The sequence below is a fragment of the Marinobacterium sedimentorum genome, assembly GCF_024267675.1.
Taxonomy (GTDB): Bacteria; Pseudomonadota; Gammaproteobacteria; order Pseudomonadales; family Balneatricaceae; genus Marinobacterium_A; species Marinobacterium_A sedimentorum.
This window is the reverse complement of the sequence record NZ_JALDYX010000002.1, coordinates 338,167-349,885: the sequence shown is the minus strand read 5'-3', so window position 1 is coordinate 349,885 and position 11,719 is coordinate 338,167. Positions and strand designations below refer to the sequence as shown.

General features: G+C 58.4%; 12 protein-coding genes. 6 read left to right on the top strand and 6 right to left on the bottom strand.

Going from position 1 to position 11,719, the window contains the following annotated elements:
- The first annotated feature begins 268 nt into the window (after positions 1 to 268).
- From MRS74_RS03950 to ehuA, 6 genes are all read left to right on the top strand, one after another.
- Complete coding sequence (locus MRS74_RS03950; protein ID WP_254578973.1) at positions 269 to 1,759, top strand: aldehyde dehydrogenase family protein; 1,491 nt, start codon at positions 269 to 271, stop codon at positions 1,757 to 1,759.
- A 140-nt stretch (positions 1,760 to 1,899) separates the two neighbouring features.
- Positions 1,900 to 2,238 carry a hypothetical protein gene (locus tag MRS74_RS03945; RefSeq protein WP_254578972.1) on the top strand — a complete coding sequence of 113 codons (339 nt, stop codon included), beginning with the start codon at positions 1,900 to 1,902 and terminating at the stop codon, positions 2,236 to 2,238.
- Between the two features lie 448 nt (positions 2,239 to 2,686).
- Positions 2,687 to 3,520: an ectoine/hydroxyectoine ABC transporter substrate-binding protein EhuB gene (ehuB, locus tag MRS74_RS03940; RefSeq protein ID WP_254578971.1), complete on the top strand. Its 834-nt coding sequence runs from the start codon at positions 2,687 to 2,689 to the stop codon at positions 3,518 to 3,520.
- A gap of 235 nt (positions 3,521 to 3,755) precedes the next feature.
- The gene (ehuC, locus tag MRS74_RS03935; RefSeq protein ID WP_254578970.1) at positions 3,756 to 4,415 is read left to right on the top strand and encodes an ectoine/hydroxyectoine ABC transporter permease subunit EhuC; all 660 of its coding nucleotides are present in this window, start codon (positions 3,756 to 3,758) and stop codon (positions 4,413 to 4,415) included.
- A gap of 55 nt (positions 4,416 to 4,470) precedes the next feature.
- Positions 4,471 to 5,148 (top strand): ectoine/hydroxyectoine ABC transporter permease subunit EhuD, encoded by a 678-nt coding sequence (ehuD, locus tag MRS74_RS03930; RefSeq protein ID WP_254578969.1) that lies wholly within the window; start codon positions 4,471 to 4,473, stop codon positions 5,146 to 5,148.
- The gene (gene ehuA / locus MRS74_RS03925; protein ID WP_254578968.1) at positions 5,145 to 5,918 is read left to right on the top strand and encodes an ectoine/hydroxyectoine ABC transporter ATP-binding protein EhuA; all 774 of its coding nucleotides are present in this window, start codon (positions 5,145 to 5,147) and stop codon (positions 5,916 to 5,918) included. The genes ehuD and ehuA overlap by 4 nt, the downstream gene beginning before the upstream one ends.
- 55 nt (positions 5,919 to 5,973) lie before the next feature.
- On the opposite strand, the gene MRS74_RS03920 is transcribed toward ehuA, so the two are convergent.
- The 6 genes from MRS74_RS03920 to MRS74_RS03895 all read right to left on the bottom strand — a co-directional run bounded on the left by MRS74_RS03920 (position 5,974) and on the right by MRS74_RS03895 (position 11,692).
- Positions 5,974 to 6,504, bottom strand: coding sequence for a cytochrome b/b6 domain-containing protein (locus MRS74_RS03920; RefSeq protein ID WP_254578967.1), 531 nt, complete (start codon positions 6,502 to 6,504; stop codon positions 5,974 to 5,976).
- Complete coding sequence (locus tag MRS74_RS03915) at positions 6,504 to 6,773, bottom strand: PepSY domain-containing protein (RefSeq protein WP_254578966.1); 270 nt, start codon at positions 6,771 to 6,773, stop codon at positions 6,504 to 6,506. The genes MRS74_RS03920 and MRS74_RS03915 overlap by 1 nt, the downstream gene beginning before the upstream one ends.
- A 75-nt stretch (positions 6,774 to 6,848) precedes the next feature.
- Entirely contained in the window at positions 6,849 to 8,240 is a 1,392-nt protein-coding gene (locus MRS74_RS03910; RefSeq protein ID WP_254578965.1) for an ATP-binding protein, read from the bottom strand.
- Positions 8,240 to 8,896: a response regulator gene (locus MRS74_RS03905; RefSeq protein ID WP_254578964.1), complete on the bottom strand. Its 657-nt coding sequence runs from the start codon at positions 8,894 to 8,896 to the stop codon at positions 8,240 to 8,242. The genes MRS74_RS03910 and MRS74_RS03905 overlap by 1 nt, the downstream gene beginning before the upstream one ends.
- Before the next feature lie 390 nt (positions 8,897 to 9,286).
- Complete coding sequence (locus MRS74_RS03900; RefSeq protein ID WP_254578963.1) at positions 9,287 to 10,267, bottom strand: TauD/TfdA family dioxygenase; 981 nt, start codon at positions 10,265 to 10,267, stop codon at positions 9,287 to 9,289.
- A 300-nt stretch (positions 10,268 to 10,567) separates the two neighbouring features.
- Positions 10,568 to 11,692: a Gfo/Idh/MocA family protein gene (locus tag MRS74_RS03895; RefSeq protein WP_254578962.1), complete on the bottom strand. Its 1,125-nt coding sequence runs from the start codon at positions 11,690 to 11,692 to the stop codon at positions 10,568 to 10,570.
- Between the last annotated feature and the right edge of the window lie 27 nt (positions 11,693 to 11,719).

Sequence of the window (11,719 nt, the reverse complement as noted above, 5' to 3'; positions counted from 1 at the left end):
CCTTTGCGCTTGGTGATGCATCAAATGTGTACGCCCGTCTCAAATTGCGACAATCACAACGGGGAAACCGCCACCGCCTGACACCTGGCTATAGATAATTAGTCCTTTAAAAACATAAAGATAGATCATAGATCTAAGTCTGGCATGGCTGTTGCGATAGTCGATGGGACTAGCGTGAGCGGGCCCACCGTCAGCGGACAACTGACGCCACGACAATACCCAGCGCCACCACGAAACAACCATCCACAACAACAAAAGGTTAAGTGCAATGAGCCCCTACACCCTGCGTGCCGATACAGCGGCCTTTATCGATCAGTCCCACCAACTTCTCATCGGCGACCTGCGCCCTGAATCGAGCGATGGCCAGCGTATCGACGTTATCAACCCTGCCACTGGAAAGCTGATTACCAGCGTCGCAGCCGCCAGCAAGGCCGATGTCGACAGTGCCGTCACCTGTGCAAGGCGCACCTTTGAAGACTCGGCCTGGAGCCGCATGAAAGCTGCCCAGCGTGAACTGCTGCTGTGGCGTTTCTCCGACCTGGTGGAAAAAAACGCCGACATGCTGGCCGAACTTGAGTGCATCGACAACGGCAAGAGTGTCGGCATCGCCCGGGCGGTGGATATTCAGCTGGGTATCAACTTCATGCGCTATATGGCCGGCTGGGCCACCAAGATCGAAGGCAGCAGCGTCGATGTTTCAATGCCATTTATGCCCGACGGGAAGTTCCACGGCTACACAAGGCGCGAGCCCCTGGGCGTGGTGGGCGCTATCGTCGCCTGGAACTTCCCGCTGCTGCTGGCCATCTGGAAAATTGCCCCGGCGCTGGCCACCGGTTGCACCATCGTGCTCAAACCGGCCGAAGACACACCGCTCACGGCACTGAAACTGGCAGAACTTGCACTGGAAGCGGGCTATCCGCCGGGGGTGCTGAACGTCGTGACAGGCCTCGGCCAGGATGCGGGCGCGGCCCTGTCGGGTCATCCGGATATCGACAAGCTGACCTTTACCGGCTCTACCCCTGTGGGCAAGATGATCGGCAAGGCCGCCATGGATACCATGACCCGCGTCACCCTGGAGCTGGGCGGAAAGTCCCCCACCATCGTACTGCCGGATGCGGATCTGGCCGGCGCCGCCCAGGGTGCCGCCAATGCGATCTTCTTCAACCAGGGCCAGGTGTGCTGTGCAGGATCGCGCCTGTATGTGCACCGCAAGCACTTCGACAATGTGGTGGCTGATATCAGCGGTATCGCCAACGGCATTCGCCTGGGCAACGGTATGGACCCGAACGTACAGATGGGGCCGCTGGTCTCAGCCAAACAGCAGCAACGTGTCTTTGGTTATATAGAGCAGGGTCGCGAGAGCGGTGCCAGCATCGCCGCCGGTGGCCGTCTGAGCGGGCCTGGCTTCTTTGTCACGCCGACGGTGATCGCCGATGTGGATCATCGCTCGCCGCTGGTACAGGAAGAGATCTTCGGGCCTGTACTGGTGGCGATGCCGTTCGACAATATCGATGAAGTGGTACGCATGGCCAACGACAGTCCCTATGGCCTGGGTGCCAGCATCTGGTCCAATGATCTGTCGGCGGTGCACCGCATGATTCCGCGCATCAAGTCCGGCAGCGTCTGGGTGAACTGCCACACAGCGCTGGATCCTGCCCTGCCCTTTGGCGGTTACAAGCAGTCCGGCCTTGGCCGTGAAATGGGGGCCGAAGTCATCCATCACTACACCGAAGTCAAATCGGTACTGATGCAGATCTGATCCCCGCCTGCGGCGCCGCTATACTTGAATGGAAATCAGGCCGCGGCGCTCGGGTTTCCCCCGTCTGTTGCGCCAGTGCTTCAACCATCACTGGCGGCTGTTTTTCTGGCCGCTGCTCATGCAAACAAGGGAGATCCCGTATGAACAAGTTCAATGTCGAAGCCTGGTACAAAACTGAAGGGGCCGAAAAGTCTGCCCCCCTGGGCCTGGTTTCGTTCAGAGTCACCCCCGATATGCACCTGAAACTTGCCGCCGCCGAGGATCAGCTCAGTGACAGCAATGACAAGCTGGAACTGGACATCGATACGGAGCTGGATGGCCTGGAACTGGAAATCCCGCCCGAATGCGGCGCCCTGAAAGACTGCAAGTTCCACGTCTACCGCCACCGCGACCGCGGACAATTCTTCCTGGTTGGGCACCGCGTCAGCGACAATGCCCTGGTCTATTCCAATGCCATAGTGATTGATCAGCTGGGCTAGCAAAGCTGTTGTAACGCGGTCGCAGCGCAGGCCGTTGATCAGCGGCCGGTTAAAGGCGCACCAAAGCGCTTGCGTGATCCGACTGAACCCGAGGTCTCCGCCAGGCCCCGGGCTTGCCCCGGGCCGACAAACCACGCCTACTGTTTGCCCGAACAATCCCCGCCGGCCATTCCCACACCCCTTCCCCTCAACTATTTCCCCGACCGATTCCCCCGACCACGACCGGTCCACCGTCTGTGCAGCGACCGCTGGCAGTTGCATAGACCCATGTGCAGCATGGGCCAGGATTTTTCATCGCATTACAAAACAATATTGCCTGATTAAATAGGAAAAATGACAAAAAACCCCTATCTTATTGAACATTAAATATTATTTATATATCGGTTTGCGAAATATATTTACCTTCCCTAAGATAGAAAGCTCAGTCAAAAATGCTATGGAGAGTTGCATGAAACGCACATTGACCGCGCTACTACTGAGTTTGGTCAGCACGCTGGGCCTGGCCGATACCCTGGATGACGCCAAGGCATCGGGCAAGCTGACACTGGCAGTGGCCAACGAAATTCCCTATGGCTACCTGTCGTCGGACGGAGAAGCCAAGGGCGAGGCGCCTGAAATAGCACTGCATACACTCAAGGCACTGGGTATCGATAATGTCGAGGTGCTGGTCACCGAGTTCGGCTCGCTGATCCCCGGTCTTAAGGCCGGACGTTTCGATGTTATTGCCGCCGGCATGTATATCAACCCCAAGCGTTGCGAACAGATCCTGTTTTCCAACCCGACCTACACCATAGGCGAAGGCTTTCTGGTAAAAACCGGCAATCCCCTGGCGCTCAAAGGCTACAACGACATCAAGACCCAACCGGATCTTAAGCTCGGCGTCATGGCCGGTGCGGTTGAGTTCGGTTATGCCAAGGACTTTGGCATAGCGCTCGATCAGATTGTCACCCTGCCGGACTACCCCAGTGGTGTCGCAGCCCTCAAGTCTGGCCGCGTTGATGCACTGGCCGGTACCGTGCTGACCATGGCAGAGCTTGGCAAGAAAAGTGACGACGTAGAACTGGCCCAGCCCTTCGAGGACCTGGTCATCGACGGCAAGAAGGTCAATGGCTACGGCGGTTTCGGTTTCCGTCCCGGTGACGAAGGTCTGCGTGACGCATTCAACGCGCAACTGGCCGACTTTATCGGCAGTGAAGAGCATCTGGCTCTGGTGGAACCCTACGGCTTTGGCGCCCATACGCTGCCGGGTGATGTCACCACCGCACAGCTGTGCCAGCCCTGAATGATGGCCCAGCGGCAGGTCGCACATCTGGCGGCGGCTAGCCGCAGCCCCGGCAACTAACCCCCGTCAGGCCCCGTGCGCAAACACAGCGCCCCGTTCAGGGGGCGCTAGCATTCGTGTGGAATGCAACTGACTGGCCCACTGCCGGAACGATAGCCCCCGTCACGCGTTGCACGGCCTTAAATGGGATCTGCGCCACACAAAGCCACGCCATGTCTGGTAAGGAACACGACAGATGCCTGTTACCGAAATACTGAGCGCCTTGATGGGTGGTGCCGTCATCACGATGAAGATCGTGGTCATGGCGCTGCCGCTGGCGACCCTGATGGCATTCACCGCCGGCCTGATGCGGATGAGCGAACGCCGCTCGCTGCGCTGGCTTGCCGCCATCTATGTAGAATTTTTCCGCGGCACCTCCGCCCTGATCCAGCTCTACTGGATCTACTTTGTGCTGCCCCTGTTCGGCCTCAGCATCGATGCCGTTACCGCGGGTGTCGTGGCGCTGGGACTCAACATCGGCGCCTATGGGTCCGAAGTGGTTCGCGGCGGCCTGCTGTCGGTCGATAAAGGCCAGACAGAAGCGGCGATTGCGCTTAACTTTAAGCCGCGCCAGCGCCTGTGGCGCATCATAATGCCCCAGGCCCTCGTCGGCATGATGCCCCCCTTTGGCAATCTGGCGATCGAACTGGTCAAGGCAACCTCGCTGGTCAGCCTGATCACCATCGCCGACCTGACCTACCGGGCCAAATCACTGGCCGACATGACACTGCAGGTCGAACAGATATTCGGCCTGGTGCTGGTGTTCTACTTCCTCATGGCCCAGGCGCTGAACCTGGGCCTGCGGGCGCTGGAAAAGCGCCTCGGCAAAGGCATGGATCGTGGAGGCCTGACATGATCAGACGACCGCGGCTGAACATCATTGACGGCGCACAGAGCACGGAGGTTCTGCTTTGATAGAGTTTGACTGGGACTGGGCTTTTGCCTGGGAAGTGCTGCCACTGCTGCTCGATGCCTGCCTGATCACGCTGCAGGCAACCCTGCTTGGCAGCATGCTGGCCATTGTAATGGGCCTGCTGCTGGCGCTGCTGCGTCGCAGCCGCTGGAAAACAGTGTCTTACAGCGCCTACTGGTGGATGGAGTTCGTGCGCAGCACGCCCCTGCTGGTACAGATCTATTTTCTTTATTACGTGGCCCCCGAATGGGGTCTGAATATGTCGCCGATGATGACCGGCGTGATCGCGCTGGGCATGCACTATGGCGCCTACCTGTCGGAAGTGTTTCGAAGCGGGATCGACGGTGTCGGCAAGGGCCAGTGGGAAGCCTCGATAGCGCTCAACCTGTCTCCCTATCGCACCTACCGCGATGTGATACTGCCCCAGGCATTGCGTTCGATGATTCCGGCCAGCGGCAACTACATAATCGCCATGTTCAAGGAAACGCCGCAGCTGTCGGCCATTACCCTGCTGGAGATGCTGCAGCTGGCCAAAATCATGGGGTCCGAGAACTTCCGCTACCTCGAACCCTTTACCCTGGTGGGCCTGATCTATCTGGTGCTGAGCCTCGCGGCCAGTACCGGTATCCGCCTGGCCGAACGCCGCTTTCCGAAAGAAGGATTCACCCTCTCATGACCGACTATGCCATCGAATTTGACAAGGTCACCAAGCGCTTTGGTGACAACCTGCTGTTTGAGAATTTCGATCTCAAAATCAAGCAGAATGAGATTGTGTCGATTATCGGTTCCAGCGGATCCGGCAAGTCAACCTTGCTGCGCATCCTCATGACACTGGAAACCATAGACGCCGGCATGGTGCGAGTACAGGGCGAATCCCTGTGGCACATGCAGAAAAACGGGGCCTGGCAGCCGGCCAATGAACGCCACCTGCACCGCATGCGCGGCCAGCTCGGGATGGTATTCCAGCACTTCAACCTGTTTCCGCACATGACGGTGCTGCGCAATATCACCGAGGCGCCGATGCATGTACTGGGCCAGTCAAAGGAGACCGCCAGGGCCCAGGCCCTGGAACTGCTGCGTCTGGTGGGCCTGGAGGACAAGGCCGATGCCTTCCCGAGCGAACTGTCCGGTGGCCAGAAGCAACGTGTTGGCATCGCCCGGGCGCTGGCCATGAAACCGAGCATCCTGCTGCTGGACGAAATCACCTCGGCACTGGATCCGGAACTGGTGGATGAAGTGCTTGAAGTCATACGCAAGCTTGCCGCCGAAGATGCCTTCACCATGATTCTGGTGACCCACGAAATGTATTTCGCCCGCGAAATCAGCGACCGGGTCTGCTTTTTCGATGCCGGCAAGGTGGTTGAAGAAGGCCCGCCGGAGCAGATTTTCAATCAGCCGGAGCATGAACGAACCCGTGCCTTCCTCAGTTCCTTTCTGTCGGTTTAGTACCTTGAGCTATCAGTAAAAAGCCCCGCCAGGCGGGGCTTTTCGGACAGACCATTCAGCGTCGCCGCCGTCCGGTGAGCATGTTGTAGATCAGGTTATCCGGCCCGTACCAGCTGAAAAACACTACGGCTGTCACATGCACCAGCACCAGTGTCATGGTGAGATTGGCAAAGAGTTCATGTATTCCCTTGGCCCAGTCCTCGCCCCAGAAAAGATCAAGTTCCAGCATCCAGCCACTCAGGCCCGTGAGCGTCACCCCCGCCATCAGTGCCAGCACCATGAGCCCGCCCGCCGGGTTGTGGCCATCGTGCACCTCTACCTGCCCCTGGCGAAGCAGGCCAAGATGATGCCTGACTCCGGCTTTGGTGGGCATGAAATCAGCGAAGCGGGCGTTACGCGGGCCGACGAATCCCCAGATAACCCGTACCAGCATAATGGCCAGGCAGTAATACCCTGCCCACTCGTGGGCGGTTTCACCCTCTTCGAGTACGGCATAATCCAGCACAAAGGCCAGCGCCAGACTCCAGTGAAACACTCTGATCACAGGGTCCCAGATCACTTTGGTTTCAGGCGCTGGCGTGTTCATCAGTCGTCAATCTCCTTTTTCACGATGTCCCCGCTGACCGGGTTAAAGTAAATTTCGACCCGGTGCTTTTCGCTGTCATAGCCGTAGATTTCGTAGCAGCCGGTCCGGGTTTCCTTGAATTTCTTGATACTGTAGCCCTGATTTATGATGTTTTGTTGCATCTGGTCAGCCGGTATCCAGGTATCGCGGGCCGCATCGGTGCAGACAGGATCTGCCATGGCCTGGGTCGCGCCGAGCAATAACAAGGGTACTAATAGTATGTGCTTCATCTTGAACGTATCCGCAGTGCGTTTAAGGAGAGCTGATTATTGACTATGAACCTTAAAGCAAACTTATGCATGTAGTTAAAAAACGGCCTGTTCAAGCAACGGCAAGCGAACACGCACTGTGAGCCCGCCGCCCGGCGTGTCTTCCAGCACCAGCTGCCCCTCGTGCAACTCGACAATCAGGGCGGCGATCGAAAGGCCGAGCCCGGCGCCATCACCGGGGGCTCTGTGTTGTCGGTAAAAGCGCCCCAGTACCAGCTGCCGGGCCTCTTCATCAAGGCCCGGACCATGATCAATAACGGCAATGTCCGCCTGTCCGTCCCGCGCTGACAGACGCAGCAGCAGCGTATCCCCGTCGCGGGTATAGCGGATACCGTTCTCGATCAGATTACGCAGCATGATCACCAGCAGGGTTTCATCGCCGGACACCTGCAGCGAAGGATCATCCTCCAGTTCGATCTGCAGATTGCGGGCCAGCGCCAGCGGATACATCTGCGCCACCAGGTCGCAACACAGCGGCGACAGCTGGAGCGGCTTGCGCGGTAACTGTCCCCGCCGGGGTTCGATACGCGCCAGCATCAGCAGCTGTTCAACCACCCTTTCCATGCGCCCGATGCCGCGAACCAGGTCGGCGGTCTGCTGCGGTGCGAGACGCAGCTTCTCAAGGTGTATGCGCAGTGCGGCCAGGGGGGTACGCAGTTCGTGGGCCGCGTCGGCGGTAAAGCGCCGTTCCCGCTCCAGCACGGCGCCGACCCGCTCGAAAAGCCCGTTCAGTGCCGCGACCACCGGCACCAGTTCAGCGGGCAGACCGTTGTGTTGCAACGGCTGAAGGTCATCACTGCGGCGATTATTGAGTTCATGACTGATCCCATCCAGCGGTTTAAGACCGCGGCGAATACTGAGGCTGAGCAGCAACAGCAGCAACGGCAATACCACCAGGGTCGGCACCAGCACCCGGTTCGCGACCTGATCGGTCAGCTCGTGGCGAAAGCTCATCTGGTGCCCGGCGCGAATCCAGACCTGGTTGTGCGGGTCCCGCAGACTGTAGCTGCGCCAGGGCTGATCAGGCTCGCCGATCAGCTCAAAGCCGGGCGCCACCGGCATCTGGAGTGGAAATTGTGGCGGTGAACTCAGCAGTAAGGTGCCGTCGAACCGCCACACCTGAAAACCGACCTGATATTCATAGGGGTGACCGGGATCATCGGCCGTGCCCGTAGCCAGATCATCGGCGTTCTGTCCATCGGCAATATGCGCCAGATAGACCGACGACTGGAGTTCGTTCAGCGTATGCCGCTCCAGGTGATCAACCACCAGTCCGTGCATGACCTTGGACGCCTGAGCCAGCGAGGCATCGAACACCTCTTCAACCTCATGACTGGTATGCAGCCGGGTCCAGAAAATCGTGATCGCTGCGCTGACGCTCAGTAACAGCACCAGCATGAGCATCAAAAAGCCCCGGATTGAACGCATCAGGCCTTGTCCATCATATAGCCCACCCCGCGTACCGTGCGGATAAGGTCCTTGCCGATCTTCTTGCGCAGATTATGCACATGCACTTCCAGCGCATTGCTTTCGAGCTCATCATCCAGGCCATAGAGATGTTCTTCGAGCTTGCGGCGGGTCAGCACCTGCCCCTGGGCATCTAGCAGGCGCAACAGCAAGGCGTACTCGCGCCGCCCCAGGGTCAGCGGCTCGCCGTTGAGACGCAACTGGCGTTTGCGGGTGTCCACTTCAAGGTCATGGTAACGCACACACTCCTCCGCCCGCCCCTGGGCTCGGCGAAACAGCGCCCGCAGGCGCGCCTCAAGCTCATCCAGCGAAAAGGGCTTTAGCAGATAATCATCAGCCCCGGCGTCGAGACCGGCAATGCGATCATCCAGCGCATCGCGCGCCGTCAGGATAAGGATGGGCACTTCGACCTGCTGGCGCCGGGCCTCACGCAACACCTCTAGCCCATCGAGTTCCGGCAGGGTCAGGTCCAGCACCACCAGATCGGGTTTCAGATCCAGCAGCGCCGACAGTCCCCGGCGGCCATCCCGGATCCACTGGACTCTGTAACTTTGCCCGAGCGCCTGGGCAATGCCACGCCCGAGCAGTTCATCATCTTCAATCAGCAGCAGATCCATGGACGCCCATCCGTGTAAAGGCCGCAGGTTCGCAGCTCAAACTTAAGCCTACCTTAAGGCGATGGAGGCCGGGGCGGAAATAAACAGCAATATGTTGCCACCGACCAGCAGCGCCATAAAAAAAATCCCCGCCAGGCTGGACCTGGCGGGGAAAATAATCAACAGTCGGAGCAGAGAGTGCAACAAGACAGGATGACGGAGCTTTGGGAATGCCGTTCAACAGAATCTGCCGACATTCCCACCATCTCTGCCGTGCGAGGGCTAGCTGGCCCCCGCTGCAGATAACGCCATTATGCCCCGCCCCCTGGCTCCAGACCCTTGGACTTAGGTGGGTGATCGCTACAACTTTAGCGGCAAGCCCAGGCGTTTCAGCCCGGTAGCATCCGGGAGCTATTTGAATGAAATGGAGGCCAGGATACGGCGCTCGCCCCTGAACGGCTGACGCGCGTGCAACACTGTGTGGTTGTTGAGGCAGAGCACATCACCATGCTGCCATTTGAAGTTGACGCAGGATTCATCCATCTGGCGCACGACCTCATCAATCACCGCAGCATCCATAGGTTCGCCATCGGCCGTTACCACGGCAGTCCTGCCGTCGTTGCGGGCATCATTCCAGCCGGTGTAAACCGCGACTATGGAATTGAAAAACACCTTCTGCCCGGTTTCCTCATCAAAACGCACCGCATCCAGCACTGCTGTCTGGGTACGCACGCTGCCATCGGCCAGCCACTCCCAGTTCATGCCGGCTTCACCCATTTGCTCTTCAGCTTGCGCCACAGTGCTGACATTGAAGGTCTCTTTCCAGGAACGGCCAATGGCGGATTCTGTATCGGTTACAGCGGGCATCACGCGCACATAGCGCACGCCCTGCTGTTCAATTTTCTGTGCAAACTCCGGTGCGAACTTTTCGATTTTGCTGAATATCTCGCCGGAATGCAGAATGGACGTCGCCCCGCCTTCCTCGGATGCCACATCGCAATAGAAGAAGATATAACCCGGCGGCGTGGGTACCTGGGCCATTTCATGGTGAAACGGAATGGTTTCCGATGCCGGTGATTCATTCGCTGTAACAATGCGCGAGCTGGTGACCTGGCTGCGCGGTGCCGCACCGCCGATATAGGGCATGTTCTGGTAGTCGGTGGCGTTCAGCATGTCTTCAAACGCCTGCTGGTCAGGTACCGCGAACCCCCGCAACAGCAGCGCACCGTGGCGGATCAACAGCTTGTGCAGCTCGGCACGGTTCTGATGTACCCAGGCATTGGCCGCTTCCGGCTGCCGTGCCGCGGCATCATCACAGGGCGTAACGACCAAGGGAAAGGCGAGCCCATTGACCTGCTTCTGACCCTCGACGCTGGAAAAACTGATGCTCATGATTATGACTCTTGTTGTTGGTGATTAGGGTTTGATACGGCCAGATACGGCACCCGGCCGGTATAAATCAATCATGTATGAATCTATATAGGCAACACTAACAACGCAGAAACTATAAGTAAATCAATTGTGAATGAATTTTTTAATTTATATAGATAATTAAATATAAATATTTGTTTTTAAAGAAATTAAATGAAAATTTAATTCCCTGTAAAAACAAAAATCCCGGAGATTATCCGGGCCATAAAGCCGTACAGGCAGGCACTGGCGCCTGCCTGTACGCGAAGACAAAAATACCCCTTAGTACTCGAAGGACAGCCCGCCCTTGGTCAGGGTCACGGCCTTGCCGGTGGCCGCTGAATGCTGCGCCGCCAGACCAATCACCACCGCCTTGAGGCCATCATCAACGGTCACATCCACCTTGCCGCCCTCGGTCAGGGCGCGGTAGAAGCCCAGATGCTGGTAATAGGTGGAGCCGTTGTGATCTCCGGCGGCCAGAATATTCGGATCCACCGGGATCTCGGCCTCGATGGGGCCCTTGGGCTCCCGCGGGCTGAGCACCACCCGCGCTACAGGCGCAGGCCCCAGGGTCGCCTCAGGCCAGAAACGTCCCGGCCCCGGCACAAAGCACTCCAGCTTGCCTTTGGGGCCCACAGCGCAGATCTCTTCCTGGTAGCGTGAGCCTTCGGCAAACATATTGAGTTCCAGCATGGAGCGCTTGCCACTGGCAAAATCCACCACCACATAGGCATTGTCGAGAATATCGGGGCGCTCGCCGCGGTAGGCTTCATCCAGGTGGTTGTTGTCCTGGCCGGCTGAGGCATAGACCCGCACTACCTCGTCCGCCGCCAGCAGGCGCATCAGGTCGAAGAAATGGCAGCATTTTTCCACCAGGGTGCCGCCGGTGTTGCGGTTGAAACGATTCCAGTCGTTGACCTTTTCCAGGAACGGGAAGCGGTGTTCCCGCACGCTGAGCATCTGCATCTCGCCGACATCGCCCTGCTCCAGATGCTTGCGCAGCGCCGTGATTGGCGGCATGTAGCGGTATTCCATGGCCACCCAAAGCGGCGCCGGGTGACGATCGGCCGCTTGCTTGACCGCCGCGACCTGCTCGAGCTGGGTTATCACGGGCTTTTCGATCAGTACGGCCAGGTCCGTGCGTTGCAGGATCGCCAGCAACTGTTCGGCGTGCTGGTAGTTGGGCGTCACCACCACCAGGGCATCCAGCCCCTGCACCTGCAACAGTTCATCAAGGGTGTCCAGCATCAGGGCGCCGGGTGCAAGAAGCGCTGCCTGCTGCTTCATGTGCGCATCTGGTTCGGCAATCGCCACCACCTGCGCGCCCTCGATCAGAGCCAGATTACGCAGATGCTCCTGCCCCATCATGCCGCAACCCAAAATACCGTACCTGACGACCGTGCTCATATGTATTCACTCTCTAGTTTTATTATT